The following is a 23,557-nucleotide window of genomic DNA, read 5'->3' on the forward strand; positions in this document are numbered from 1 at the left end:
GGCGGGTATTCGCGGCGCGCCGCCCCGCCGGATCCGGCGTTAACCTTTCGTCAACCATGCCCCCGACAGAGTCCCCGGTGGAGGGCTGAGCCATGACCCGACGCCGGGATTTCGACGCGCTGAGCGAGGCGCAGATCGCCGCGGACCGCACGCAGGGACGCTGGGTCGAGCCGAGGGCGGGCTTCCGGCCGGCCGGGCCGCGGGCCGTGTCCGATCTGCTCGACACGATCCAGCACGTGGCCGAGGCCGCGACCGGCGAGCGCAGCTTCCTGCACCTGCGTCCGGAGGCCGGCCGGCCCCGCGGGCGCTGAGGCGAGCCGGCCCACGCTCCCGCCGCCCCGACCGCGCGGCGCACTGGCAAGGGCCGACCGGTTCTGCAACAACGCCGACATGAGACGGCGTCCGGCCCTCGAATCCGCCCCCGCGCGCGCCGATCGCATCCGCCCGATCCGGCGGCGCCCCATGGGCGCGGACGCGGCGGCCGGGCCGCTGGTCGGCCATGTCGGCCTGCCCGGCGGCCGCGACGGCCGGATCCGAGGGGCCTGCGCGTCGCCGGCTCCGCCGAGAACGCGACTTTCGCCACCTGCGGACTCGAATCGGGGATTCGGATGATCACCGAGCCGTGCTCCGTGGAGACCCTGGCCGCGCGGGCGCCCGCGCCGATCGCCGGTCGCGACTGACCGCCGATGCCACTGTCGCTGACGACCCGCATCCTGCTGCTCGTCCTGCTCGCCCTCGCCCCGGCGCTGGCGATCCAGGGCTACAACGAGGTCGCCCTGCGGGCGAGCCGCGACGCGGCCGTGCGGGCCGACGCCCGCGCCACCGCGCGGGACGTCGCGGAGGATTTCGCCCAGATCTCCGAGCGGATGCAGCAGGCCCTCGACCTGATCTCCGAGGATGCCACCGTGCAGGTGCGGGAGCCGGCGGCCTGCACCGCCTACCTGCGGCGGGCTGCCGCGCGGCTGCCGCACGTGCTGCTGATCGCCCTCACCGACCCCGACGGGGCCGTGATCTGCGACAGCGCCGGCGCGCCCGCGGGCTCCTACTCGAGCCGCGGCCGGGCCTATCACCGCCGCGCCCTGGAGCGGGGCGGCTACGCGATGGGCGGCTACGCGGTCGGCTTCCAGACGAAGCGGCCGTCGATCCACTTCGCCCGGGCCGTCCATGTCGGCGAGTCGGCGGGGGCCCCGGCGGGCGTCCTGCTCGCCGCCGTCGACCTCGACTGGCTCTCCGATCACCTGGAGCAGGCGCTCCATCAGCCGGAGACGGCGATCACCGTGACGGACCGGGACGGCCTGATCATCGCCCGCCGCCCGGACGAGGCGGCCTGGATCGGCAGGCCGATCCCGCCCGACCGGGCCGCCATGCTGGAGGCCCAGGGCAGCGACGTCCGCGTCGCCGCCGGCCTCGACGGCCGGAAGCGGATCATCGCCACCGCGATGCCGGACGGCCCGCTGGCCGGGGTGCGCGTCGTCGTCGGGCGCGACTACGCCACCGCCTTCGCGGATATCGACGCCGCCACCCGCCGCGGGCTGATCCTGATCGCCCTGGGGGCGGCGCTGGCGCTCGCCGCCGCCCTCGTGGCCGGGCGGGTGTTCATCCGGCGCCCGGTCGACCGGCTCCTGCGCACCGCGGCGGCATGGCAGGCCGGCGACCTCGCCGCCCGCACCGGCCTGCGCGGGGCCGCGGAGTTCGACAGGCTCGGCAGCAAGCTCGACGCCATGGCCGGCTCCCTCCAGCGCAGCACCGCCGAGCTGCGCGCGGAGATCCAGCGCGGGCGCGCCCTGCAGGCGCAGCAGGGCACGATGCTGCACGAGCTGAACCACCGGGTGAAGAATACCCTGGCCACCGTCCAGGCCCTCGCCCGCCAGTCCCGCGGCTCCGCGGAGGTCCTGGAGGCGCGGATCCTGGCCCTGTCGAAGACCCACGACCTCCTGACCCGCGAGGACTGGAGCGGGGCCCCCCTGCGCGAGGTGCTGGAGAGCGAGCTCGGACCCTACCGGACCGGCGACGACCAGATCCGCCTGGACGGGCCGGACGTGTCGCTGAGCCCCCGCGAGGTGCTGGCCCTCGGCATGACGGTCCACGAGCTGACCACCAACGCGGCCAAGTACGGCGCCCTCTCGGTCCGCGAGGGCCGCGTCCGGGTGGCGTGGTCGCTCGCCGCCGGCGCGGCCGGGGAGCGGCGCCTGCGGCTCAGCTGGGAGGAGCGCGGCGGCCCGCCGGTGCGGGCGCCGACCCGGGTGGGCTTCGGGACGCGGCTGATCGCCGGCGGCGTGCGGCGCGAACTCGCCGGCACCGTCGACCTCGCCTTCGAGGCCGAGGGCCTGCGCTGCCGCCTCGACGTCCCGCTCGATCCGGGTCTCGGCACCATGCTGGCGCCGACGGGCTAGGTGCAGACCGGCTCGGGCGGATTCAGTCGTCAGAGCAGAGCTTTGAGCACGGATCCTGGCAGATCGGTTGAACGCGCTCCTCCGCACGCCGCGCGTCGCGCGCGGTCGACTCGCGCTTAGAGTGCGCGCGAGCATTCCTCTGCAATACGTTGATACATTTGGGTTTTCCGGTCCCGGTATCACGCGCCGGCGCGCGTCACCTCCCGGACGTCGCGCTTCACCTGCCGCCACGTCCGCCAGGGCTCGAGGTTCGAGAGCGCCATCCGGCGAGCGCCCATCCAGCCGAGGCCGAGCGCGATGACGAGGAACGGCGCGGCGACGATCAGCGCGGCCGGCGCCTCGGCACCGAACGGCACGGCCAGCAGCTTCACCACGGCGTCGAGGCCGAGGAAGAAGGTGACGATCAGCAGCACCGGGATCGTGCCGACGATGGCGATCAGCGACACGATCGCCCGGAAATTGCCGTCGACCTCCGTCCGCGCCAGCGTGAGCAGCGCCTCGACATGCGCCGTGCCCTCGCGCAGGGCCGCGATCAGCAGGGCGAGTGTTCCGTCCGGGGTCTGACGCATGGATACGAGAATCCTCGGGGCCGTCACCGGCCGGCTCTCGCCAACGGGGCCGCGGCCCGAAGCGTTCCGCGCCGGTGGCTCACAGCATCAGGAGCAGGGCGCCGAGGATCAGTACGGTCGCCAGGCCTGCCAGGAGGACGGCCCGGCCGGCATCGGCGCCGTCGTCCGGGACCGGCTCCGGGGCGGCCGGCGCGGCGGATGCGGGCGGCGCGAAGGCCGCGCCCTGCCCCGCCTCCGCGGCCCGGACCGGCGGCGTGCCGGGCCGCGGCGCCGGAAGCGCGACCGAGACCGGGATCGCTCGGTCCGTCGGGGGGCCGAAGGCCTCCGGCTCGACGCTCACGCCCGCCGCCTCCAGCTCCAGCATCACGAGGACCAGGGCGTCGACGTCCATGCGCTCGACGGGCAGCGCGGCGCGCAGATCGTCGGCGGTGAGGAGGCCCCGGTCGCGGCCGAGGGCGACCAGCCGGTCGAGCGTCGCGCGATCCAGAGCCTGCGTCATGTCCCGCCTCCGCGGCCGCGTCCCGATGGTCCATCGAGAACGCGCCGGGGTGGCGCCGGTTACCGGCGGCCGCGGGTGTTCCGGCGCTAGGCCCCGAGGGCGGGCGCGGCCGCCGGGATCGCGCCGGGCTCCGGCCGCGCGCCGCCCGGTCCCGGCCGGAACCGGAGCATCGGCCGCTCGATCAGGTACCAGCTCAGCAGGCCGAGCGGGATGGCGGCCGCGAGGGCGAGGGCGGCGACCGTCCAGGGCGAGATGCCGGGGATCCGCGCGACCAGCAGGTTCTGCACCGGCCACGCGTAGAGGTAGAGCCCGTAGGACGGGTCGACCTGGGCGGTGGCGCGGCTGAGGGCGGTGGGGCGCACCGCGAAGGCGAACCAGAAGATCAGGTAGCCGCCGAGGATCGCGAAGGCCGGCTCGGCCAGCGGTCGGCTGAACATCAGCGGCAGGAGCAGCAGGGCGGCGCGGGTCGCGCCGCGCCGCGTGTAGGCGATCCGGTCGGCGAACAGCCGGAAGGCGCCGCCGCAGCAGAACACGAAGGTGAGGCGGATCATCTCCGACAGGGATCCGAGGGTGTCGCCCGGATGCCCGACGGGCAGGAAGAGCCAGCGCAGGGCGAGGAGGCTGCCGAGCCCCCCGAGCAGGCCGAGATAGCGCCCGCGGCGGCGCAGGGCGCGGGCGGTGCCCACAAGGCCGAGCAGCAGGTAGCAGCCGAACTCGCACGGAATGGTCCACATCGAGCCGTTGAGCAGCGGGTAGGGCAGCTCGGCGAAGGCGCCCGGGACCACCGGCATCAGCAGCAGCGACAGCCGCAGCAGCGTCTCGAGTGGCGAGGCGGCCGCGAGGTTGCCGCCGCCGAGGGGCGCGACGACGGCGATGCAGAGCAGGGACGCGACCACGAAGGCCGGGTAGATCCGCAGCGCCCGCCGCGCGAGATAGTCGCCGAAGGAGCGCTTGGCGCGGTAGCTCGCGGTGATCAGGTAGCCGCTCACGAGGAAGAAGCCGTCGACGGCGATCTCCCCCAGGGACAGGGTTCCGAAGACCTGCGTCAGCAACTCCCGGGACCGGTTCCCGTCCACGAGTTCGGGGGCGTGCGCAAGGATCACGAGGCCCGCGAACAGGAGGCGCAGGGACCCGAAATTGTTCGCCCGCGGATCCCGGCCGCCCGTCGTCTCCGCCACCCCTGCCCGCTCCGCGACGCCTCTGCCCGCCGCCCAGGGGCCGGGAAACGGCGCGCGAAGGCAAGGACGCCGGGGCAACACGCGCCGGAGATCTGGCCGCGTCGCCCGCGTCCGCACGCGACGGTGCGGGCGCCGTTGCGCTCCCGGCGCGGTTGGGCTAGGGAATGGCCACGGCCAGCACCCGTAGCTCAGCTGGATAGAGCGTTGCCCTCCGAAGGCAAAGGTCACACGTTCGAATCGTGTCGGGTGCGCCAATCTTCTCAATGACCTAGGGGGCTAAGCCCTGCGGTTGAGAGATTGCCGCGGAAGCGCTGCGGAAGCATCGTGCGTTCTTCCGAGCCGGTGCTGTCCCAAATCGCGTTACCGCAAATGTGATCGCTAGGCGGCTGAACGGCCCTTAGCCTTCCTCGTCGGCCGAGACCGCTCTTTCGAGGCGGCGAGTATCCGAGCGACACCCTCCGCGGCTGCTCGATCCGAAAGCGTAGGCTGCCGCGACGCCCCGATCGCGCGAGCTGCACGCTCCTCTGGGCTCGGATCCTCAACCGACCATCTCGGGTTCTCAGGGGCCGAGGATGGCGTCCACGGTCGCCAGCGCACGCAGTTGGGCGAGATGCGTATCGGCGGCGGCAGGAGGCCCCGTCGGACGTAATCGTCCACGGTGCTCTCGCTCATCATGAGTTCGGCGGCGAGCGCGCGGCGCGAGGTAGGTGGCGGTCGGCATACGGCCGTTCTAGGGTAGATGCTCCGGCGGCAAGCCGTTGTCGCGGCCCGAGGCCGCGTGTGAGGCCGGAACGTCACCCGGTGGCACTCCGCGGCGGCAGCTCCCGCTTCTGCACGATCCGAGCCCGATCCCGCAGGGTGACCTCGTTCGTCGGCCATTCCAGGCAGGCGGCCTCGAATGCGGCGATCGCCGCGGTCAGCGGGTAGATCGTGGCGAGGTGCAACTCGAGCTTGCCGCCGATCCGGTCCCAGATCTCGATCGTGTAGGGGGTGCTCGGCGGCACCGGCGGGATTTGCTTGAGCGCTGGCGGCAGCGTGATCGCCGCGAGGCACAGGTGCTCGTACTTACGCGCGGGCGGCGCCCCGGGCGCGCGCTGGTAGCGGCACGAGGCTGTCAGGTGCCGGAGCAGGTCGAGCGTCGAGGTGTCGGCCCCATAGCGGTCAATCAGGCTGGCGACGGTGTAGCGGCCCGAGCGCTTGCAGGCCGCGCAGTCGACGAAGACCCGACCGGGACCCGCATCCCCCAGGCGCCTCATTCTGGTGGCCCTCCGCTCGCGAACGAATACGGAACAAGCCTGAGGCGGCGATGCGCTTCAACCGACGGCGGCCGCGGCGCGAGGAATCGTGGTGGAGCGGTGTGGACGACGTTCGGAAAGCAAAGACCGGTCAGGGGTTTCGGCTGACCCGTGCGGCGCCCGAGACCGGTGGGCTATTCTCGTGCAGCCAGCGATCGAGCGAAAGCCAGGAGGCGACGGCGAGCGGAAGATCGATTGCGGGGCTTGCTGACATACCGGCGGGTAACGGGGCGAGATAAGAGCAAGGCGCCCTATCGTACTATCAACAAGGGGCACGCACAGGAAAAGCGCCTGCTGGTGATCCCAGCGGGCGCCTGATGCATTGAGCAATTAGTATCTGCGTACTAATTCGGCTTCACTCGCCTCTTAAGACGGTATTCATGAAAATTTAACCACGCCTCGATAGCTTCGAAATTTTCATGACTAAACTCTTCTGGGAAGCTGAGCGTGACGACACCTTCAGGAATGTTGCAGGTATCAGCTCGAGAGCGTCAGAGGCTGTTCAAAAGCGGCGCACGAAATCTCCGAGCTCGAGGCTCATCCCAGCTTGGAAACCGATGTGCCAGGCCCGGACTTCAGCGGGCAGCATGCCGGCTTTCAGATGCTCCTGGGCCACGATGATGCCGACCTCCTCGACCCGGCGCACGAGGCCCTGAACGCTACCTGTCTGCGGGCTCAGCGTCTTGATCATCTCGCTCGCTGCGAGCCGGCCAGCTTTTTCGCCTCGGGTGGTGGGAGCGAGCGGCTCGCTATGCGGCGGCATGGGATACGATTGCCTCACCTGCGGGAGCCGATACGCAACGCGGCCCGGCGACAGAATGGTCGGCCTTGGTTTCTGTGTCGTGCGGATGCCGGCGGGCGAGCCGTCCCGCGCCAGGATTCCAGGCACGAAAAAGCCCGCGCCGGCGGACCGGGCGGGCTTCTTAGGCTCGGCACCGACAAGGGAGTAATCCCGCCAAACCTGAAACTGAGAGTGGGTTAGGAGCAGGGAAAGACAAGCCCCCCAACGGTAGTGACGCTGGAAGCGAGGACCCGACGCCCGCCCAGGCAAATCGAACTACCCATCTTTGAAAGCGTTCACGCCCCGCAACAACGGAGAGCACGACATGAAGGTGATCTCAGCGACCGTCCTTGGCCTGGCGCTAGTCAGCGGAACCGCTCCGGCCTTCGCACAGCCATACGGCGGGCGCGACTACGGCTACGATCGCGGCGACTACGGACCCCGCGACCGAGGCTACGGAGATCGGGGCTACGGCGATCGTGACCGCCGCGACTACGATCGGGACTATGACCGAGGCTCGCGGGGCGGGCGTGGCGACTACGCGTTCAACGAGGAGGAGTATCTGCGCTGCAATCCGGATGTGCGCCGGGCGGTCATAGGCCGGGCGATCAAGTCCGGTCTGGAACACTACCGCAAGGTCGGGATGGCCGAGGGCCGGAAGTTGACCTGCAATTAGAGCGCATCTGAAGAGCAGAGCAGAGTGCGAAATAGCCCCGCGCGGCGGTGCCGGCGGGGCCGAAGGTGGTGAGTCTCGGTAACGGGATAGCAGCGTAGCGGGCGCCGTGACATCACCCGTTCGGGGGAGGCTGCCGACACGAAAAAGCCGCCGCGGCCGGAGCCGGGCGGTTCGAGGTCATCGCATCGGGGATGCTGGGTAGACCCGCGCGCGGGCTGGCGGCTTCCCACCGCTCTCGCGCTAGGCAGATTCACTCCGCGGCGACAGCAGCCTTCTTCGCCTTGCGAGCGCGGACAGGCTTCTCGGCCGGCGCGACCGCAGGCTCGGCCGCCTTCTTCCGTCCCCGGGCCTTGGGCGCCTCCGCAACTTTCTCGTCGGTGACGGCAGCCTTCGGGGCTGCGTTCCTGCGCAGGTTTCCGAGGCCGGTGTTCTTCGCCAGGGCCGAGCGCATCTCGGAGTAGCCCGGGGCGGTCATGGGGTAGTCGACCGGAAGGCCCCACTTCGCCCGATATTCGTTCGGGGTAAGGCCCACTCCTTTGAGGTGCCGCTTCAGAGTCTTGTACGACTTTCCATCCTCGAAGCTGATCAGCGCGTCGTTGCTGATCGACTTCCGGATCTGGCTCGGAGTGGCGCGGTCGACCTTAGCCTCGGCCGGAGCGGCGGGGTTGTTCAAGCCGTTGAGCGCGCCGTGGATCGCGGACAGAAGCGCCGGCATTTCGGACGTAGGCACAGAGTTTTTCGAGACGTAAGCGGACACGATATCGGCCGTGAGCTCGATTAGGTTGCTCTGATCCAGAGCCGATGTTGATGTAATGTCGTCCATTGAAGCCTCCTGCGTATGTGGCTGAGACTCACGCAGCAACAACGACGCCTAGTCAAGGCGTATCTATGCTGGGACGGCGGAGAACGTTGGATATATGGCGGCTTCCAGGATAGTTGCTGAACATGTCTGCGAGAGATCGAGGCCCTCAGGTCCAGTGGCTCATGTCTTCCTTGGCGCCAGGCTCAGTCACCCCCAAGTCGGCACTCAGGCCGCCACAGGCCTTGATCCTCATGGAAGTGGCTCGCAGGCCCGCCTGCCGCAGCCCCGTCACCTCGATCTGAGCGTGGAAGCCGGACTGGCCCAAGCGCTCGATGTGCCGGCCCAACTCGGCCACGTGCTCACGGAGTTCGGACATTCCGCGGCCGCCACCGCCACCGATCCCACCAGCTGACGCCGCCGGGACGATTGACCGGATCGACCCGTCCGGCATCTTCATCGTGCCGTCGCCGAGATCGAGGCCTTCCTTGCCGTCCAGGCCTTTGACCAGCTTCGGCTCGAGCGCCGTCGCGTCCTTGGCCACACCGGCGCCCAATCGCCACGCGCCAGGGCACGACGCAGCGCCGGATTGAATGGAGCCCAATCCTGGGGCCACCCCTGCACCGCAGGAGCGCCAGCGCGACGCGCGTCTGCTCCTCCATGCGAGCCGGCTTCGAGCGGATCTGGAAGCGAATTTCGTCACCCATGTCTCAGAGCCTCGTCCTCAGGGCTTCAGCGGCGGTGGCGAGCAGGTCGGCCTCGCTGTCGCGGCGGCCAGTCTCGGCGACGTCGCCCAAGCGATCGATGCAGCGGTCCATGAGGGCCGTGCACAGGCCGAGCTGCCAGTGAGCGAGCCGACCGGATGCGTTGGGCGTCTCGGTACCGTCGGGACCGTTCGTGATGCTGCAGGGTCGGCATGTCATTGCTGCGGCGCCCGAGTTCCCGGTCACCATCTGATCGCTCAGGCTTGGCCGGTCTCACTCATCGCTCCCGCAACCTGCATGGAGCCCCGCCGCGTGGCGCGCTCCTCCGCCGGATCCTCGCCCTTCGCCACTTGGCCCAGCAGCCCCTTCGCCTCACGGCGGGCTTCGTCAGCCGTCAGGGCGCCGTGCAGCCCTATCGTGAAGCGCCTCGACCGCCCGCTGGCGCGGTACTACGCGAGGTAGCTGCGCCGGCCGGATGCGAAGATGCGCACCCCGAAGCCCGGGAGCTCATCGCACCAGAAGAAGTAGTCCCGGCCTTGCGACTCGGCCGCCTCGACCACGCGCTTGCTGAGCTTGGGCATGCCCTCCCCTCCGGTTCTGCCGAAGCACTGCGGAAGCACGCGGAAGCAAACCGAGCCCATCCGGCGGAGACGAGAGAAATGCCCGGCGCGCCAATTTCACAAGGGGCAGCAGCGGTTTGGCAATAACGAGTAAACTCTAGCAATCACGGGAAAACATGTTAGGCTAATCCTCCGAAGGCAAAGGTCACACGTTCGAATCGTGTCGGGTGCGCCAATATTATCAATGGCTTAACAGGCGTCAGCGCTGATCTTGGAATGGTCGGTATCACCAAGGTATCACCAAGGTGTCACCGCTGCGATCCCAAAGCGCGTCACTTCTCTGCTCACTTCTGCTCCTCTCGCCGGTATGACGATAGCTAGCCCCGTGCAGGATGCCTCCGTGAAAGCGGAACTCGCTCCGACCGGTATGCTCCGAGTCGGTCTCGTTGAGGCGCCGTCCGCTGGCCTAATCTTCGTCAGCCGTGTCGCCGACGGAGCGCTCGACGGCGTGACAGCCGATCTGAGCGCGGATCTCGCCCGGCAGGTCGGCCTGCCGCTGGCCGTCACGCTGTTCCCGAACTCGGGCGCCGCGGCCGCCGCCCTCGAGGCCGCGGCGATCGATGTCAGCTTCATGCCGGTCGACGTGGCCCGGCGGCAGGTGATCGATTTCGGGCCGGGCTACTACGACCTGGAGAGCACCTATCTGGTCAGCGTCGGGTCGGGCATCACCGACGTGGCGCAGGTGGATCGGCCGGGTCTCCGGGTCGTGGCGATCGACGGCACGACGACGTTCCGCGCCTCCGCCCGCACGCTGACCCGGACGCAACCCCTCCCCGTCCCGTCCGTGGCCGAGGCGGTCGCGCGCATGCGCGCCGGGCAGGCGGACGCCATTGCCCTCTCGCGCGACACGCTGCGGCCGGTGGTCCTGCAGGTTCCAGGTTCCCGGATCGTCGCGGGCGGCTTCCAGCAGACGCAGGTCGCCGTCGCCGTGCCTAAGGGGCGCCCCGCCGCCCTCGCCTGCGTTACGGCGTGGCTGGACGAGGCGAAGCGCACCGGTATCGTCCGGCAGATCTTCGACGCCCGCGGCTTCCGCGACGACGCGGTCGCGCATTAACTGGTGCTCCGGTCGCGTCGCGTGTGGTAGCGCGACGTTCGAGAGGGAGCGAATTGAGGATTGCCGTATGGCAGACAACCACAGCAAAGAGCGTATTCAGGCTGAGGCAGCTTTTGCGAAGATGCAGGACCGGTTTGGCAGCAAGGCCTTTGATGAGCCGGCAGTCAGTGCGGCGGACCAGAACACCGCACGCCTGAAGGCCGCGCGCCTTGAACGGGACGCCGCCAAAGCTGAGGCAAAAAAGCCGTGATGCACGACGCCATAGGCGAATCCCTTACCGAGCACCTGAAGGCGAAGGGCTACCTGAAGTGAGCGACACTGACGCCCAGCCCGATGAGATCCAAGAAATCCTTCGGCTCGCGACGGCGCTGGCAGAGCAGTTCCTGCAGTCTGAGGCGGAGGAGTCCGCCCGTCCGGAGAGGCTTAAGGCCCTCATCAGCGCCGCCCAATTTCTCCACGACCATGATGTGGCTTGGCCGACCGCCTTGCGTGAGGCCGTGGGCAAGGCCGTAGAGCGAATGGAAGCGGTCAGTGGACGATGAGGACCGAGAATTCGAGCACTCTCCGCTGTCGGGCTCTTTCAGTCGCGATGGTGCGATCGTCGACGTCGAGATCTACCGCTACGCCGACACGCAGGACCCCTGGCAGTTAGTGGTGATCGATCTGTCGTCTGGCGGCTGCACCGCTTGGCAGGAGACCTTCACGACGGATCGTGAGGCTTACGAGGCCTTCACCGCGACGGTCGAAGCGGACGGCATGGCATCTTTCGCGGGCGTCGTGCCGACCGTGCGGCACTGACCCCATCCCTGCTTCGTGGCAGCGGCCCGAGTTGCGCATGCTAAGCCGCAACGGCTATCCGGGCCTAAGGGGGCTGTAGCTCAATGGTTAGAGCCGACCGCTCATAACGGTCTGGTTGCAGGTTCGAGTCCTGCCGGGCCCACCACGTCAGAGCAGCTGGCGTGACCTTCATTAAGGAGATCGGCGAGGGGCCCGGATTGCGGCTCCGGAAGGCGACATCCACCGCAACCGAGAGCCTTTCGGCTACTGACGTAGGCGAAACGCGCCCTAGGTTTTTCGCCTGTAGGTTGAGAGGAGCGTCGATGTCCGAGAATCCCAGCCACGTTCAAGGCTATCGGGAGACGAAGGCGGCGAAGGCTGCAGAGAGGCACAACCAAGCCAACGAGGTCTGGGCGGAGGTTGAGGTAGAGCGACAAGCGTTCGACGAGCAAACGGCAAAGCTGCGAGCGATGCGGCTCGCCCCAGAGAACGCCGAATCTTGATGTCGAAGGGCCACCTGAGATGAGGCGCCTACTCCTCGCCGGCCTCTTCGCAGCCGTCACCGGAGCGAGCGGTGCATATGCGCAGCCGACGCTGAGCGTTATCGACACCGCGCCGAACGACGTGCTGAACGTCCGCGAGTTTCCAACCTCGGACGCGCGGATCGTAGGCGTGATTCCACCCGACGGGCGCGGCATCGTCCCGACTGGCGAGCGCAATGGCAACTGGGTGGTCGTCCGTTACCGGAGGGTCGAGGGCTGGGTTTCGCGGCGGTTCGTGTATCTCGGGGCGCCGCCGGTCCGGCGAGGCGGGAGCCTGGATCCGGACGTCAGCGAATAGCAACGCGGGGCTTCCGAGTACCTGAGCTCATTCCAGCCGCTCTCGGCCGGCTGTTCACGCCCATAGCGCAGCACGCGACCCGTCAGCAACGGGCAGAGCAGGTCCGACAGGAGCTCGACGCCGAGTAGGCGAGTTTGAGGAGCTGACGGCCTCGCGGTCAGCGAGCTACACCGGAACGTCACCCGGTGGCGCTCCGCGATAGAAGCCTTAATTTAGTTTACACGTCATTAAGCATGTCGACCGATGGTGCCGTGACGTCGGAAGGACTTGCGATGAGCCGGGGCGAGCCCCTGCGGGAGCCGAAGGCTTTGGTGGGACCCATTCTCAATATGGCCACCGCCCATCATGCCGCCGGGCGCCTGCACGAAGCCGATCAGCATTACAGACGATGCCTTGATCTCGATCCGGGACACGCAGCGGCGCATTACAATCTTGGCCTCATCGCCACGCTCTTGAGCGATCATGCCCGTGCGGTCCTTCATCACACCGCGGCGCTTCGCTCGGCACCTGAGCAGGCCTCTCGCTGGGTGGCACTAATCGGGGCGCTCCTCGCCTGCGACCGGGTGACAGACGCCCGTAGCATCCTCGATCACTTTCTGGTGCACGGCTTCTCACCCCAGATCGTGTCCGAGCACTGCCAGCCGCTGGTTAAGGTGCTCGGCGCGAACGCTCGCCTCGCCTTCGCCGCTGGGCGGCTCGAGGACGCCGAATGCCTCCTCGAACTCTTAATCTCTATCGACAAAGATAATGGTGACGCGGTGCATCTTGCCGGGCTCACCGCCTTGCGCACCGGGCGTGCACAGCACGCCATCGATTTGATCACCATCGCGATCTACCGCGACAGCGGCAACGCCACGTACTTCGCCGATCTCGGTCTCGCCTTCCAGGCAATCGGCAACCTGGTCGCTGCTGGCTCGGCCTTCGAGAAGGCGCTCGAACTCGACCCTGCCTTGGATGACACCCGCGCCAATCTCGCCATCGTGTATCAGGACACTGAACGCCAGCAGGACGCCGCTGACTGTTGGCGCGATCTGATCGCTCGGGTTCCCGGCTCGGCCGAGTTTCACAACAATCTCGGCGCGGTGCTACACCGCCTTGGGCGCACCGAAGAGGCGATCGCCAATTTGGAGAAGGCGCTAGAAATCAATCCCGCCGCCGCTTTCGCGCTTTGCAACCTTGCACATGCGCAGCTCTTTGCCGAGCATAGTTCGGTGGAAAGCTTCTCGGAGAAGGCTAAGACCTACGGCCGCTGCCATGCTGACGCACTGCTGCGCATCCGGCCCTTCGCCAATGATCGCAATCTGGATCGGCGCCTGCGCATTGGCTTCGTCTCGGCGGATTTTCGCGATCACCCGGTGGTGCGGTTCCTCGAACCCTTCCTCCACTATGCCGATCGGGAACGCTTTGACCTCCTCGCTTATAGCAACACCAGTCGCGAAGACGCGGTGACGGAGACGCTGAAGGCCCGTTTCGACTCTTGGCGCCGAATCGATGTTCTCGACGACGAGGCCGTGGCGAACCTCATCGAGGCCGATCGCACCGACATCCTCATAGACCTAGCCGGCCATAGCGGCGGCAACCGCTTAATGGTTTTCGCGCGCAAGCCTGCGCCAGTTCAGGTGACTTGGATCGGACTGCCAGTCACCACGGGGCTGGCCGCCATAGACTACCGCCTTACCGACGCTGTCTATGATCCGATCGGCGAGACCGAGCACCTGCATTCCGAGGTTCTCTGGCGGATGCCTGGCACTGGCACCTGCTACCGGCCGTTCCTGCCGGCGCCGGATGTCGCCGAGACAGCGCCCGTCACAAGAAACCGGCACGTCACCTTCGGCTGCTTCAACCGCTTCGAGAAGATGACCGACGCCGCAATCAAGGCCTGGGCCGCGATCCTAGCAGCGGTGCCCAACGCCCGGCTGAAGCTGATCGTAACCGATATCGACGATCCAAGGACGCGCGGGCCAGTGGAAGCACGTCTCGCGACCTGCGGCCTGCCACTCGACCGCGTCGACTTCGCGCCCCGCAATGCTGCCAATCGCTATGCGATGCACGGCAGTGTCGACATCGCGCTGGATGCGTTCCCCTTCAACGGCAACGTCACGACATTCGACACTCTTTACATGGGCGTCCCTGTAGTGACGCTTGCCGGACCCCAGACAATCTCGCGGGTGGGCGCCGCCATTCTCGGGATCCTAGGGCTGCCGGATCTCATCGCCCGCGATGTCGACAGCTATGTCGCCATCGCCTGCCGTCTCGCCAGCGATCCGGACGAACTTCTCAAATTGCGCAGCGGCCTGCGCGAGCGCTTGGTCGCCAGCCCCCACATGGATCACGCCGGCCATGCCAGGGAGGTTGGTCTGGCCCTTAGCGAGATGTGGCGGCTTTGGTGCGCCGAGACAGCGCCCAGCGCGGTGGCCTCTCCCGCCTCACGATGACCCGCGCGCGGTCCCGAAGGGTGACCTCGTGCGTCGGCCATTCCAGGCAGGCTGCATCGAACGCCGCCTCGGCCATCGACAGCGGGTAGATCGTCGCGAGGTGCAGCTCGACATTGCCGCTGGTCTCTCGCCAGATCTCGACCGTGTAGGGCACACCCGGCGGCACGGGCGGGATCTGCTTGGCGGCCGGCGGCAGCGTGATCGCGGCCAGACACAGGTGCTCGTACTTCCGCGTAAGCGGCGCCCCGGGCGCGCGCTGATAGCGGCACGCGGCCGTCAGGTGCCGGAGCAGGTCGAGCGTCGAGATGTCGGCCCCGTAGCGACCGATCAGGCTGACCACGGTATAGCGGCCCGAGCGCTTGCAGGTGGCGCGGTCGACGTACACCCGACTAGGCCCTGCATCCCCCAGGTGCCCCATTCTGGTGGCCCCCCCGCTCGCGAACGAAAACGGAACAAGCTCAGGCGCCCGCGCGCTTCGACCAGCCGCCGAGCCGCGCGCGATCGTAGTGGAGCAGTGTGGACGACGTTCGGAAAGCCGAGACCCGTCAGGCGATTCGGCTGACCCAAGCCGCGAACTCCCAGACCGGCGGCCCCCCAGACTTGTGCGTCTCTGACTACAAAGAATCAGAGGAAGGATGAATCAGGCCGAACGCTTCAGCTCAGTTTGATCATCGTTCGTAACACTAGTAGCAGGTTGCTGTTGCGGTTTGAGGCTCTGCATAGAGGTGACAGAAGATGTGCGGCTGCTCGATGATGATGAGCGCCGCAGAGCGAACAACAAGGCAGCGCTTACAACACATGCTACGGCTGCCCCGACCGGCGCCACAAAGATCGAAATCGCTCCCAGCGACGGCCATATAGCCACAATCGAAAGTCCTGCGCCTACGAAGGCCGATAGAACGAGGAAGATGAGGTTCACGAGCGCACCTTTCCGCGATAGGCGGCCCGACGTGTCGCCCTCGGGTTCGAAGAACGGGGAGGTTGTATGACGATCTCAATGGCCGATATGCGGCAACTTCTGAGCGAAAACCGGTAACGGTCAGCCGGCGCGCCAAGCGTGCTCACGGCGGCATCAGCTGGGGGAGTGACTCAGCGAAGGTACGACGGCGGCAGGCAATCTCACAGCTGTAGAAGCGTCGGACGCGTAGGAGCAGCGTCATGGGCTGCCCGATGCTCGGCAGATCGGCCGGACGGCGTTCATAGCGGCTGTGAACGACAGAGCTGGTCGTATCACAGGTTGGACACTGCCCGTGCGCACGCCGCACTTGGGCGAAGACGACCGTCGGTCCGGATGACGCGCCCGATGGTACAGCCCGGCAGGGATGAGGACAGGATCAAACGCTTGGTGAACCAGCCCGTGCCATCCTCGTCACCGCGACCGTTCCACGCAAAGTGCGGGAGAACCGCAAAGCCGAAGGAAGATCATACAGTACCGAGCCAGCCATGCACTTCGAAATCCGCGTGGCCGGCCGCCACCTCTAGACTTGGGTGCTGCTCGACGCCTCCCACATGACGGTGAACGAATCGGACTGGACCTTCCCGTCCGAGGCGCAGGCTTTAGCTGCCGCGCTGGCCTTCTCGAAGCAGATGAACCGCGCCTGGAAGACGCTGACCGCGCCGATGTCGGACGGCCTGCTATGATGTGCTGCCGCGGATCCGCGATAGCGCCGCTCAGCCTAATCCCGGCTGCGCGCCATTCCTCGGCGGCGATTAGAAGGTCGCGGTAGGCAACGGCCCGTGGTCTGACAGGCTTGATTTGATCTGGACAACAATTGAAGACATGGAAAACAATAATTAACAATCATTTAAAAGTTTTTGAGCTTGATATAGATAGACTTCATGACGGTGTGCAGTCGCTCCGTCGCTGGGCGTCGACTTAGCCACATCAGTCAAAATTTTCTTGAATTTAGATCGATTGAGTCCGCGCCAGGTAATGCTGGAGACCAGTGTCGATATGACGATTTCTAACGCATGTGACCGCTCTGTCTCGTTAGCCAATTGACGTTCAAGCAACTGTTCCCTCTGGCGCGCCGCAGCCAAAATAATTTCGATTTGGTTCCAGGCGTCCATATCCCTCTCGCACGATCTAAGATCACGTAGGATCGGTGATGTTGCCGAACTTTGGCTTTTTCGGCGAGCTGTGACTTCAGCAAAAGCGAACATGGCAGAAACAAGGTCGGGATTGGCGGTCCAAAAATCTGAATTGATGTACGAGTACGCTCGCTCCCGTAAAGCAAACAATTTGCCGCCAGTGAAACCCTCGATCCGATCTCCCCACCGAGCTATTAAGGTGCTCTCTATGCTAAGAAATTCCTCTATATCATAACCTATAGTCATATTTTCCATGAATCTATCTGCTCTTTCCGCCACTAACGTGCGTAAGAATTTAGATTCTTGTGCCTGGATTGCATCTATGCCAACGAAACCAAATGCATTCCACAGGCGGATCATCTCACATTCGATGTATTCGAAAGATTTGTTGTTGTCTGTTAGCTCGCCAGGGGGACTCGTCAAGCCGAGTAAATCGGAGGCGAACTGTTGTGTCACATCAGGAATTTGATCGTACAAGAAAATCTTAATCGCGTTTCTTCCAAAAACAGATGCCCAGTTACTCAACAATAAATCTGGAACCAGTAGATGTAGGCTGCCAGGAAGCGCAATTGCATCTTGAATAAACCTAGTAAAATCTTCGACCCCGCCATGTTTAATTAATTCTTGCCACCATGAAGGGAGAAGAGACAAGATATTCCTCTGGTAATAAACAATAGTAAATTCGGAAGATGGAAGAGCCGCGCGAATCTTTTGCAACGAGGCGACTGGAAGAAAGCTAAGCTCTTCACTCGAGAGAACACAGGTTTTCTCAAGGCCCGAAAGAATCTCCAGCAGGCCGCCAAGTTTGGAATGATCAGGGTCAGACGCTGTCCGAGCAAACTCGTGCTGCCCCGTCTGATTGGCATGAGCGAAGGGGTAAACAAAACTTGCGCCACTCTGCAAAGAGCGTGCGTAGAGCATGTTTTGGATCGATGTGGTTCCCGTTTTATGCGGGCCGATGTGTATTATAAAATTTTGAGTCATAGTTAGATATTGCGCATTAGCTCCGGATTTTTAGGCAAAATTTGATCATAAAGTGGCTGTTCTGATACTGCGCTCAGCTGTAAGAGCATGTCGATTAATGGCCGTGCTGTATCGGCAATGGACTGACCCACGGTGGCGAGCGTTAAGTCAGGCTTCGTCGGCTCTTCATAGGGCGCTGTGATGCCGGTAAAATTCGGGATTGTGCCGGCGCGCGCTCGAAAATATAATCCCTTTGGATCTCGTTCCTCACAAATTGGTAGAGGCGTATCTATAAAAACTTCAATAAATGCGACGTCTCCAGCGATAGCCCTTGCGGCCTTCCGTTCCGCTGAGAAGGGGGATATAAGCGAGACAATTGTTACAAGACCAGCATCAGCTACCAGTTTTGCTGTTTCGGCCACACGGCGGACGTTCTCAGCTCTGTCGCGGTCGGTAAATCCCAAGTCACTATTCAATCCATGACGTAGATTATCGCCGTCCAGCACCATTGTTGCGCGTCCTGAAGCGGTCAGGGCTTGATCCACGACGTTTGCGATCGTTGATTTCCCTGCGCCTGAAAGGCCAGTAAGCCAAGCAATGACTGGTCGCTGACCAAGAGCCTTCCATCGTTGCTCCCGTGGCTGCAGGTGCTGCCAAGTCAGGTTCCGATCCGACGTTGGGCCTCGTGATCGGTTCATGCTTCGCTCCTAAGTTGTCCCCCAGGTATGGATACACAAAAACGTGATCGGTTGTGTTGCTACAACGTCACGTTGATGCGCTTCGTAGCGGCGGAGGGTAATTACCCAGGCCTTTGATGGCAGGGGTCAGGCGCCGACGGTTTTGAGGATGAAGCCGAATGGATTGGCACCGCTCAGGCGCGCGGTGTCGACAACGGTGCGGATGGCGGCCTCGCCCTCAGCTGGCCACATGTCGCGATAGCCGTTGGTCGCTTTCCGCTGGACGACAGCCGGACGCAGGAGCCGCTCGGAGCTGTTGTTAGTCGGCTCGACCTTTCCGGGATAGGCGAGGAAGACGAGGGGCTGATCGCGGGAGCGGCTGAGCTTGGCCTGCAACTCGCGGGTCAGGTCACGGACGCAACACGGGTGCAATGCGCTTCATATACGGCCTTCCGTCATTCGCATGAGGAAAGCGATAATCCTTAGCGCTAGAACGCGCTCGGATGTCTGGGTGGAGGCCTTCTCCGATGAGGCTTAATCTCGATTTTCCCGGTAGCTGGATCGTTAATCCCGGGTATTTGGCGCAGCGTATCGGCGTGAGCGCAACGACGCTGAAGCGTTCCGTCATCGAGGGAAACGCCAGGGTCTTGATCGTCCCCGGAAGCTGGGCGGACGCGAGGGGCGCGCGCGTCACTGTTCATCACTACGACGGTGGGTGGCAGGGCACGTTCGATCAGAGCGGACAGCTCGTGGCTGAGCATGTCTGGTAACTGCGGCCGCACCAACCGGAGGCACGGCGAGTTGTATCTCCTACTGGCAGGAGACGCCCATGAGCGCGCACACCTATCCGGACGTGAACACCAGTTCTGCAAGCGGAGCGGCTGCCAACAAGTTGACTCACCGACTTGGCGTAGACGTCAACAGCGGCGATCAGCTTCCCAGCCCATACCTGCTCGGCATCGCGCTTTCGGGTGCAGCCGTGGCGTGCCTGCTGATCCGGCTAGTGATCGGGTGAGCGGCACAACCTGCCCATGAGGCACACCCTCGGCCAGCAAGGCGACTGGGTCGTCGATCCGTGTGAGTTGGCCCCACGCCTCGGTGTGGATGCCGATTACCTGAAGCGCATGGAGCGGCAGGGACACGTCGATGCCCGGATCAAGATCGACGATGACAGCGGCACGGGCCAGACACGTGTGACCGTCCGCCTGCTGAACCGAGGCTGGAGAGGCACCTTCCATGGAGGCGGCCCCCTCATTTACGAAGAGATGTGGTAAGGCCTTGCAGTTGCAGCCGGCCCTTCGGCACTGCATAGCTCGGCCATGACAGCTGACGTACCGCACCCCTACTCGGTGACCATCGAGCCCCTGAAAAAACCGGAGGGTCATTTCGGTTGGGCATTGCGCCGAAGTGGTAAACTAATCGAGCGCTCGGACAGGGCGTTCACCACCGAGGTTAAGGCTTTCGAGAACGCTTTGAGGGCGATTGAGATAGACACGAAGCCGAGCAGTGGCGGCCGCCGCTAGGTGAGCGGACGCGCCGGATATTCCGGACAAGCGTCTCGTTTGTCCGGCGTCCGGTCGCGGTACTCATCCTGGCAACTCGATCAGCCAGAGGTGGTTGACGCCGTTGAGAGCGACCGGGACAATCAGGCTGCGGCCGAGGCGTGCTTCGACGGCTCGCTTAAACACCTTGCTGGCGGCCTCCGTCCGCTTGGCCTCATCGTCGCCGTCGGCCAGGTAGATGACGAAGAATGCCGTCCTGGCGGCCTGCAGCGGGACGGCACGAACCTTGGAGCCCTCATTGCCGAACGGCCACGCGCAGATGCCATCGTCGGTGACGCTCGTCCGAAGTGCTTGTCGGAACACCTCTGACGATGTCGGCCAGCGCTCCTTGCTGGCCGCGACGGCTACCGCGGAGGTGCCGTCCGTCTGCCACTTCACGACACAGGTAGTGATCGGCTCGCGGTCGTAGATCTCGCCGACTGTGACGACCTCCAGATCAAAAGAGATCTCGTACCCGCAACGGGTGCCCCGCACCTTCCGGATTGCCACGCGCGTGTTGTTGATGGCGCCGCCCTTATAGCGATCGGCGAGAACGGCGAGAGCCTCATCAGCCAATCAATCGGTCGTCGCCCGTTTGTTGTGAGGAGAGAATTTTTAAGCCGCAGATTAGAAGCGGCGCAGGCCTTCCCGACTCAGACGGTGATGTCCACCACACGCTCCTGCGATGCGAGAAGTTTCGGGTCATTCTTTTGCCTTTGGATGCCTGCGTCGTCCGGCGGGGGCGCCGGCATTGAGACGGTATGCAGCCCCGCTTTGTGCTCGATCGCAGCTTCCGCCCTTGCCGACTGGATCATCTCCGTCGCCTTCACCAGTCCGATGGCATTTATAGTGGTGGTGATTGTCATGGCTCTGATCTCCTTATTGGGGATCAAAGCACGTATTCGGTATTTGAATTACTTTTCTAATGTGTTCAATTTGCCGTTCTATCAGCGGTCCATTCTAAGCAGCCCTCATCCTTCTGTCTTGTCGGGCTAGTCCTGCTTGGCACCTCCGTTGATGCCTGTGCTATGCTCACCGCTGACGGAGCCGCTGCCGTGCCCCTGCGGGTTGAGGCGAGGACGATCCGACGTGAGATCTTCGGGCTTCGTCCCTTTGGTTTGGTCGGATATGAGGTTCCTTCTTACCGACGAACCTAAGACACGAGAAGAGTTCGCTCGTACCAGTGTGCGGGCTATGCGCCATCGGGCACGGCCAACTGCGCTGGAGCGTTCCAGATGTCTGGATGCAAGTTTTCCGAGGACGCGCGGGTTCGCCTCTCCTCAGCGGTCCGGCCGACTACGTCCGATCGCTTCCGCCAATGCAGGGAAGCCGCCGATGAGTTCGGCACCGCTGATCCAGTAGCAATGCCCGAACATGATGTTCAGCCAAGATGTAAAGCGAGCCCGTCTCGTCCAATGAATCCGCGCAGCAGCTTCGGGATCAATCTCCAGCCGGTAGTAGCTGCTCATCCAGAATTGCAGAGGCTTGATGGCGCGGATCGTCTTCCACGGGATCCAATCCGTCGAGAGGCGTCGGTCATAAATCCCTTGAGGACCAATGGAGACGACCACGTCGGGCTGGAACAGCTTCAGGCCCCACACAAGTGCGCCAAGGCCGAAGATCACTACGCCAACGCGCATCTCATAATCCCGGAAGCTTCCAGGAATTATGGTATCAGTGCCGACATTAGGCTGAGTCAGAGCCAGCCAAAGGGCCACTGCGACGAACATACACGATCCCATAAAGCGCGTAAAAATGCGCGAATTGGATCGGTAGAGATCGATTGTGCTCATTGGAATACTCCCTCACTTGAGTATTCGGCCTACGCCTCGCTACGGGCTTCCGAGGTGCGGCGGAGCACTGATGCGACCGCTGCAAGCGGTGCCAGTCACTCCGTCCACCAACTCAGTTGCGCAGGCTTGCATTGTGGAGGTTGACGATGACCTCAGATCCCGGCCGCACCGCCTACTACGCGCGCTTCGCATACGCCCGGCCACGCGAGTTCGACTCGTGGGACAGCCTGACACCGGAGGTGCGTGCCATCTGGGCACAGGTAGAGGTCGCGGTCCTCACCGGCGCTAGCTCTGGCATTCACCCCGGCCAAGCTCGGGAGGTCGCCGACGATCCGGATCGGCCCTCCACCATCTCAACGGCGGCCATAGTCCCGTCCGTGGTGGCTGGTGAGACCTTCGTGGTTATCCAAGACGAGCACGTGCAACTGCTTCAGCGCATTGACCGCGGCCCGTTCTTCGTGCCGCTCCTCGAGCTCGCATACGTGAAGCTCATCCCATGGAACGGTGACACGCTCATCCCGCGTCTGGTGAGCTGCGGCTGGGCTGAGATGGCGCCGCGCGAGTCGCGCGCAGTCCGAATCACCGACGCTGGCCGGCAGGCATTGGCCGATCTCGACGAAGCTAGGCTGAAGGAGCAGGGAGGGGGCAGTGCCGCGTGAGCAGTTGGCCAGCGCCGCCGACTTGGTGCGCGTATTCGGCTTCACCGAACGGCACTGAATCCGCCAGGCTGCGGCCGGGCGAAACGCTGATGCTCGACAGCCGTTCGGCGCGCAGTCATCGTAGGTGTTCGACCAACGTGCCGTGCGTCAGTGGTGGGATGCTTCGACGAGGACGGTGCCGGAATGACCGACACCTACCTCCGCGGTAAGACGTGGTGGGTCCAAGTCCACGCTAGGACACGGGAAACGAGCGCGACCACGCCGAGATCGTTGCCCCAGGAATTCGCCTTGGCTGCGCCTGAATGGGGCGCCGAATGAGGCTTAGAGGTTCACCTTTCTGCCCACCTGAGATCCGGGGGACCTCCACCGAGGCTGCGTGAAAGGGCCCCGACTTGGCTCAGGCCAGCGTCGGAACCGGGCCGGTGAAGCCCGTGGCCGGCTTGTCGGCGTCGAAGTGATTGGCCAGCGCCACCACGAAGGCGAAGTTGGCGATGGCGGCGAAGGGGAGAAGGGCAACAGCGGTGAGGAGGGTCATCGGCGGCGTCCTTTTGTGCGGTGCGTGAGAAGGTATATCGCACTGCACGCGACTTCTTGGTATGCCACATGCCTCACGCCAGATATGCGGCGCATGCATGAAGGTGTCGGGAATAAGATCGACCCTTGCAACGATCGGGCTGTAGATCCTCGGCCCGCAGTCGAGCGGAGTGCGGGTCGTCGACGTGCGCGCCGCCGCCTGTTCGAGATGCCGAGTTCTCATCCTCTGCATCGAACCCCAACGCGCGGCAGTTGAGCCGCCGCACAATCGCAGCTGAGACATTCGGGCATTTCAACTGCGCTCTCCGAGAGCCGAATGTGCCGGATGGCCGACGAATGGCCACGTTGCGGCCGCAACGCCTCGGACACGTCGCGCTGTTCGCCGGATTGACTCTGGAGAGACGGGGCGCGGGCCGATCCAGTCCGGCACGCGGACTGCTCGCCGCAAGCCGAAAGGGAGGCCGTGTGGACGGATCCGGGGAAGTGGAAAAGCGCGACCTCAAAGCCCCTGGTGATCGCGCTCGTCGTCGTGGAACGCGTCTCCGCGGGTCCATCGCGGGCAACTGGATCTGGCAGGCCGGCAGCCGGCCGCATACTGCCCCGCAGCAGAGCGACGGATCGGCGACGGCTCTCCCGACGTGAGCGGGTGATCCGGGCCGCAGGTCCGGCGGACACTGTC

Annotated in this window: 30 protein-coding genes, 2 tRNA genes and 3 pseudogenes; 17 read left to right on the top strand and 18 right to left on the bottom strand. The window is 64.9% G+C overall.

What is annotated here, in order from left to right:
- The first annotated feature begins 92 nt into the window (after positions 1-92).
- The gene (locus LXM90_RS17120; RefSeq protein ID WP_020094759.1) at positions 93-311 is read left to right on the top strand and encodes a hypothetical protein; all 219 of its coding nucleotides are present in this window, start codon (positions 93-95) and stop codon (positions 309-311) included.
- 375 nt (positions 312-686) lie between these two features.
- The gene (locus tag LXM90_RS17125; protein WP_234080858.1) at positions 687-2,393 is read left to right on the top strand and encodes a sensor histidine kinase; all 1,707 of its coding nucleotides are present in this window, start codon (positions 687-689) and stop codon (positions 2,391-2,393) included.
- 179 nt (positions 2,394-2,572) lie between these two features.
- On the opposite strand, the gene LXM90_RS17130 is transcribed toward LXM90_RS17125, so the two are convergent.
- The 3 genes from LXM90_RS17130 to LXM90_RS17140 form a co-directional block, all read right to left on the bottom strand.
- Entirely contained in the window at positions 2,573-2,962 is a 390-nt protein-coding gene (locus LXM90_RS17130) for a phage holin family protein (protein ID WP_012318288.1), read from the bottom strand.
- 79 nt (positions 2,963-3,041) lie between these two features.
- Entirely contained in the window at positions 3,042-3,461 is a 420-nt protein-coding gene (locus LXM90_RS17135; protein WP_234080859.1) for an RNA polymerase sigma factor region1.1 domain-containing protein, read from the bottom strand.
- An 86-nt stretch (positions 3,462-3,547) separates the two neighbouring features.
- Complete coding sequence (locus tag LXM90_RS17140; protein WP_234080860.1) at positions 3,548-4,639, bottom strand: acyltransferase family protein; 1,092 nt, start codon at positions 4,637-4,639, stop codon at positions 3,548-3,550.
- Between the two features lie 177 nt (positions 4,640-4,816).
- Between LXM90_RS17140 and LXM90_RS17145 the strand changes: the two genes are divergently transcribed.
- Positions 4,817-4,893 (top strand) — tRNA-Arg (locus LXM90_RS17145).
- 540 nt (positions 4,894-5,433) lie between these two features.
- Here the strand turns inward: LXM90_RS17145 and LXM90_RS17150 are convergent.
- Positions 5,434-5,895: a hypothetical protein gene (locus LXM90_RS17150; RefSeq protein WP_234080861.1), complete on the bottom strand. Its 462-nt coding sequence runs from the start codon at positions 5,893-5,895 to the stop codon at positions 5,434-5,436.
- A 541-nt stretch (positions 5,896-6,436) separates the two neighbouring features.
- Positions 6,437-6,625: a hypothetical protein gene (locus LXM90_RS17155; RefSeq protein ID WP_020094754.1), complete on the bottom strand. Its 189-nt coding sequence runs from the start codon at positions 6,623-6,625 to the stop codon at positions 6,437-6,439.
- Positions 6,626-7,040: 415 nt separating this feature from the next.
- Here LXM90_RS17155 and LXM90_RS17160 point away from each other — a divergent pair, with 415 nt between their 5' ends.
- A complete protein-coding gene (locus LXM90_RS17160; protein WP_020094753.1) occupies positions 7,041-7,391 on the top strand; it encodes a hypothetical protein in 351 nt (116 codons plus the stop codon).
- A gap of 250 nt (positions 7,392-7,641) precedes the next feature.
- Here the strand turns inward: LXM90_RS17160 and LXM90_RS17165 are convergent, their stop codons facing one another.
- The 4 genes and pseudogenes from LXM90_RS17165 to LXM90_RS17180 all read right to left on the bottom strand — a co-directional run.
- Complete coding sequence (locus LXM90_RS17165) at positions 7,642-8,214, bottom strand: MucR family transcriptional regulator (protein WP_234080862.1); 573 nt, start codon at positions 8,212-8,214, stop codon at positions 7,642-7,644.
- Between the two features lie 145 nt (positions 8,215-8,359).
- Positions 8,360-8,734 carry a hypothetical protein gene (locus LXM90_RS17170; protein ID WP_234080863.1) on the bottom strand — a complete coding sequence of 125 codons (375 nt, stop codon included), beginning with the start codon at positions 8,732-8,734 and terminating at the stop codon, positions 8,360-8,362.
- Between the two features lie 166 nt (positions 8,735-8,900).
- Entirely contained in the window at positions 8,901-9,143 is a 243-nt protein-coding gene (locus tag LXM90_RS17175; RefSeq protein WP_234080864.1) for a hypothetical protein, read from the bottom strand.
- Between the two features lie 68 nt (positions 9,144-9,211).
- Positions 9,212-9,475, bottom strand: a pseudogene (locus LXM90_RS17180) (Arm DNA-binding domain-containing protein); the annotation flags it as partial.
- Positions 9,476-9,881: 406 nt separating this feature from the next.
- Between LXM90_RS17180 and LXM90_RS17185 the strand changes: the two are divergent.
- The 8 genes from LXM90_RS17185 to LXM90_RS17220 all read left to right on the top strand — a co-directional run bounded on the left by LXM90_RS17185 (position 9,882) and on the right by LXM90_RS17220 (position 14,620).
- Positions 9,882-10,568 carry a transporter substrate-binding domain-containing protein gene (locus LXM90_RS17185; protein ID WP_267965801.1) on the top strand — a complete coding sequence of 229 codons (687 nt, stop codon included), beginning with the start codon at positions 9,882-9,884 and terminating at the stop codon, positions 10,566-10,568.
- A 67-nt stretch (positions 10,569-10,635) separates the two neighbouring features.
- Positions 10,636-10,818, top strand: a complete 183-nt coding sequence (locus LXM90_RS17190) for a hypothetical protein (RefSeq protein ID WP_100253048.1) — start codon at positions 10,636-10,638, stop codon at positions 10,816-10,818.
- A 58-nt stretch (positions 10,819-10,876) separates the two neighbouring features.
- Positions 10,877-11,110, top strand: a complete 234-nt coding sequence (locus tag LXM90_RS17195; protein WP_091928755.1) for a hypothetical protein — start codon at positions 10,877-10,879, stop codon at positions 11,108-11,110.
- Positions 11,100-11,366, top strand: a complete 267-nt coding sequence (locus LXM90_RS17200) for a hypothetical protein (protein ID WP_020094746.1) — start codon at positions 11,100-11,102, stop codon at positions 11,364-11,366. The genes LXM90_RS17195 and LXM90_RS17200 overlap by 11 nt, the downstream gene beginning before the upstream one ends.
- 69 nt (positions 11,367-11,435) lie before the next feature.
- Positions 11,436-11,511: transfer RNA gene (locus LXM90_RS17205), tRNA-Ile, on the top strand.
- Positions 11,512-11,668: 157 nt separating this feature from the next.
- Entirely contained in the window at positions 11,669-11,848 is a 180-nt protein-coding gene (locus LXM90_RS17210; RefSeq protein WP_128083251.1) for a hypothetical protein, read from the top strand.
- Between the two features lie 19 nt (positions 11,849-11,867).
- Entirely contained in the window at positions 11,868-12,185 is a 318-nt protein-coding gene (locus tag LXM90_RS17215) for an SH3 domain-containing protein (RefSeq protein ID WP_042669451.1), read from the top strand.
- A 233-nt stretch (positions 12,186-12,418) separates the two neighbouring features.
- Positions 12,419-14,620: a tetratricopeptide repeat protein gene (locus LXM90_RS17220; RefSeq protein WP_083916023.1), complete on the top strand. Its 2,202-nt coding sequence runs from the start codon at positions 12,419-12,421 to the stop codon at positions 14,618-14,620.
- Here LXM90_RS17220 and LXM90_RS17225 read toward each other — a convergent pair.
- Both LXM90_RS17225 and LXM90_RS17230 read right to left on the bottom strand, forming a co-directional pair.
- Complete coding sequence (locus LXM90_RS17225; RefSeq protein WP_083916025.1) at positions 14,550-15,005, bottom strand: hypothetical protein; 456 nt, start codon at positions 15,003-15,005, stop codon at positions 14,550-14,552. The two genes, LXM90_RS17220 and LXM90_RS17225, sit on opposite strands and share 71 nt — an antisense overlap.
- Before the next feature lie 679 nt (positions 15,006-15,684).
- A pseudogene (locus tag LXM90_RS17230) lies at positions 15,685-15,952 on the bottom strand (transposase family protein); the annotation flags it as partial.
- Positions 15,953-16,108: 156 nt separating this feature from the next.
- Between LXM90_RS17230 and LXM90_RS17235 the strand changes: the two are divergent.
- Positions 16,109-16,261: a hypothetical protein gene (locus LXM90_RS17235; RefSeq protein WP_234080866.1), complete on the top strand. Its 153-nt coding sequence runs from the start codon at positions 16,109-16,111 to the stop codon at positions 16,259-16,261.
- A 153-nt stretch (positions 16,262-16,414) separates the two neighbouring features.
- On the opposite strand, the gene LXM90_RS17240 is transcribed toward LXM90_RS17235, so the two are convergent.
- From LXM90_RS17240 to LXM90_RS17250, 3 genes and pseudogenes are all read right to left on the bottom strand, one after another.
- A complete protein-coding gene (locus tag LXM90_RS17240; protein WP_205833499.1) occupies positions 16,415-17,632 on the bottom strand; it encodes a hypothetical protein in 1,218 nt (405 codons plus the stop codon).
- A 65-nt stretch (positions 17,633-17,697) separates the two neighbouring features.
- Entirely contained in the window at positions 17,698-18,372 is a 675-nt protein-coding gene (gene cysC / locus LXM90_RS17245) for an adenylyl-sulfate kinase (RefSeq protein WP_083916029.1), read from the bottom strand.
- Between the two features lie 126 nt (positions 18,373-18,498).
- Positions 18,499-18,762: pseudogene (locus LXM90_RS17250) on the bottom strand (IS66 family transposase); the annotation flags it as partial.
- 116 nt (positions 18,763-18,878) lie between these two features.
- Between LXM90_RS17250 and LXM90_RS17255 the strand changes: the two are divergent.
- The 3 genes from LXM90_RS17255 to LXM90_RS17265 are packed head-to-tail and all read left to right on the top strand — an operon-like array spanning position 18,879 to position 19,625.
- The gene (locus tag LXM90_RS17255; protein WP_234080867.1) at positions 18,879-19,121 is read left to right on the top strand and encodes a hypothetical protein; all 243 of its coding nucleotides are present in this window, start codon (positions 18,879-18,881) and stop codon (positions 19,119-19,121) included.
- Between the two features lie 59 nt (positions 19,122-19,180).
- The gene (locus LXM90_RS17260; RefSeq protein ID WP_081636512.1) at positions 19,181-19,366 is read left to right on the top strand and encodes a hypothetical protein; all 186 of its coding nucleotides are present in this window, start codon (positions 19,181-19,183) and stop codon (positions 19,364-19,366) included.
- 16 nt (positions 19,367-19,382) lie between these two features.
- On the top strand, positions 19,383-19,625 hold the full coding sequence (locus LXM90_RS17265) for a DUF6522 family protein (protein WP_042669454.1): 243 nt from the start codon (positions 19,383-19,385) through the stop codon (positions 19,623-19,625).
- Between the two features lie 312 nt (positions 19,626-19,937).
- On the opposite strand, the gene LXM90_RS17275 is transcribed toward LXM90_RS17265, so the two are convergent.
- The 3 genes from LXM90_RS17275 to LXM90_RS17285 form a co-directional block, all read right to left on the bottom strand.
- Positions 19,938-20,468, bottom strand: a complete 531-nt coding sequence (locus tag LXM90_RS17275; protein WP_020094737.1) for a hypothetical protein — start codon at positions 20,466-20,468, stop codon at positions 19,938-19,940.
- Between the two features lie 77 nt (positions 20,469-20,545).
- Positions 20,546-20,758, bottom strand: a complete 213-nt coding sequence (locus LXM90_RS17280) for a hypothetical protein (RefSeq protein WP_020094736.1) — start codon at positions 20,756-20,758, stop codon at positions 20,546-20,548.
- Between the two features lie 414 nt (positions 20,759-21,172).
- On the bottom strand, positions 21,173-21,685 hold the full coding sequence (locus LXM90_RS17285) for a hypothetical protein (RefSeq protein WP_234080868.1): 513 nt from the start codon (positions 21,683-21,685) through the stop codon (positions 21,173-21,175).
- A gap of 146 nt (positions 21,686-21,831) precedes the next feature.
- Here LXM90_RS17285 and LXM90_RS17290 point away from each other — a divergent pair, with 146 nt between their 5' ends.
- Positions 21,832-22,344, top strand: a complete 513-nt coding sequence (locus LXM90_RS17290) for a hypothetical protein (protein WP_020094734.1) — start codon at positions 21,832-21,834, stop codon at positions 22,342-22,344.
- A gap of 397 nt (positions 22,345-22,741) precedes the next feature.
- Here LXM90_RS17290 and LXM90_RS17295 read toward each other — a convergent pair whose 3' ends face one another.
- Positions 22,742-22,879, bottom strand: coding sequence for a hypothetical protein (locus LXM90_RS17295; protein WP_020094733.1), 138 nt, complete (start codon positions 22,877-22,879; stop codon positions 22,742-22,744).
- Positions 22,880-23,557: the final 678 nt, after the last annotated feature.

Origin of the sequence: Methylobacterium oryzae (assembly GCF_021398735.1) — a bacterium.
Classification (GTDB): Bacteria; Pseudomonadota; Alphaproteobacteria; order Rhizobiales; family Beijerinckiaceae; genus Methylobacterium.

Bases quoted from the DNA above. Each gene is read 5' to 3' on its own strand.
- LXM90_RS17190 (WP_100253048.1), top strand. From the start codon at position 10,636: ATGGCAGACAACCACAGCAAAGAGCGTATTCAGGCTGAGGCAGCTTTT.
- LXM90_RS17220 (WP_083916023.1), top strand. From the start codon at position 12,419: ATGTCGACCGATGGTGCCGTGACGTCGGAAGGACTTGCGATGAGCCGG.
- LXM90_RS17295 (WP_020094733.1), bottom strand. From the start codon at position 22,879: ATGACCCTCCTCACCGCTGTTGCCCTTCTCCCCTTCGCCGCCATCGCC.
- LXM90_RS17240 (WP_205833499.1), bottom strand. From the start codon at position 17,632: ATGCTCTACGCACGCTCTTTGCAGAGTGGCGCAAGTTTTGTTTACCCC.
- LXM90_RS17185 (WP_267965801.1), top strand. From the start codon at position 9,882: ATGCTCCGAGTCGGTCTCGTTGAGGCGCCGTCCGCTGGCCTAATCTTC.
- LXM90_RS17155 (WP_020094754.1), bottom strand. From the start codon at position 6,625: ATGATCAAGACGCTGAGCCCGCAGACAGGTAGCGTTCAGGGCCTCGTG.
- LXM90_RS17260 (WP_081636512.1), top strand. From the start codon at position 19,181: ATGAGCGCGCACACCTATCCGGACGTGAACACCAGTTCTGCAAGCGGA.
- LXM90_RS17120 (WP_020094759.1), top strand. From the start codon at position 93: ATGACCCGACGCCGGGATTTCGACGCGCTGAGCGAGGCGCAGATCGCC.
- LXM90_RS17175 (WP_234080864.1), bottom strand. From the start codon at position 9,143: ATGGTGACCGGGAACTCGGGCGCCGCAGCAATGACATGCCGACCCTGC.
- LXM90_RS17135 (WP_234080859.1), bottom strand. From the start codon at position 3,461: ATGACGCAGGCTCTGGATCGCGCGACGCTCGACCGGCTGGTCGCCCTC.
- LXM90_RS17210 (WP_128083251.1), top strand. From the start codon at position 11,669: ATGTCCGAGAATCCCAGCCACGTTCAAGGCTATCGGGAGACGAAGGCG.
- LXM90_RS17280 (WP_020094736.1), bottom strand. From the start codon at position 20,758: ATGACAATCACCACCACTATAAATGCCATCGGACTGGTGAAGGCGACG.
- LXM90_RS17255 (WP_234080867.1), top strand. From the start codon at position 18,879: ATGAGGCTTAATCTCGATTTTCCCGGTAGCTGGATCGTTAATCCCGGG.
- LXM90_RS17215 (WP_042669451.1), top strand. From the start codon at position 11,868: ATGAGGCGCCTACTCCTCGCCGGCCTCTTCGCAGCCGTCACCGGAGCG.
- LXM90_RS17285 (WP_234080868.1), bottom strand. From the start codon at position 21,685: ATGAGCACAATCGATCTCTACCGATCCAATTCGCGCATTTTTACGCGC.
- LXM90_RS17290 (WP_020094734.1), top strand. From the start codon at position 21,832: ATGACCTCAGATCCCGGCCGCACCGCCTACTACGCGCGCTTCGCATAC.
- LXM90_RS17125 (WP_234080858.1), top strand. From the start codon at position 687: ATGCCACTGTCGCTGACGACCCGCATCCTGCTGCTCGTCCTGCTCGCC.
- LXM90_RS17165 (WP_234080862.1), bottom strand. From the start codon at position 8,214: ATGGACGACATTACATCAACATCGGCTCTGGATCAGAGCAACCTAATC.
- LXM90_RS17160 (WP_020094753.1), top strand. From the start codon at position 7,041: ATGAAGGTGATCTCAGCGACCGTCCTTGGCCTGGCGCTAGTCAGCGGA.
- cysC (WP_083916029.1), bottom strand. From the start codon at position 18,372: ATGAACCGATCACGAGGCCCAACGTCGGATCGGAACCTGACTTGGCAG.
- LXM90_RS17265 (WP_042669454.1), top strand. From the start codon at position 19,383: ATGAGGCACACCCTCGGCCAGCAAGGCGACTGGGTCGTCGATCCGTGT.
- LXM90_RS17150 (WP_234080861.1), bottom strand. From the start codon at position 5,895: ATGAGGCGCCTGGGGGATGCGGGTCCCGGTCGGGTCTTCGTCGACTGC.
- LXM90_RS17130 (WP_012318288.1), bottom strand. From the start codon at position 2,962: ATGCGTCAGACCCCGGACGGAACACTCGCCCTGCTGATCGCGGCCCTG.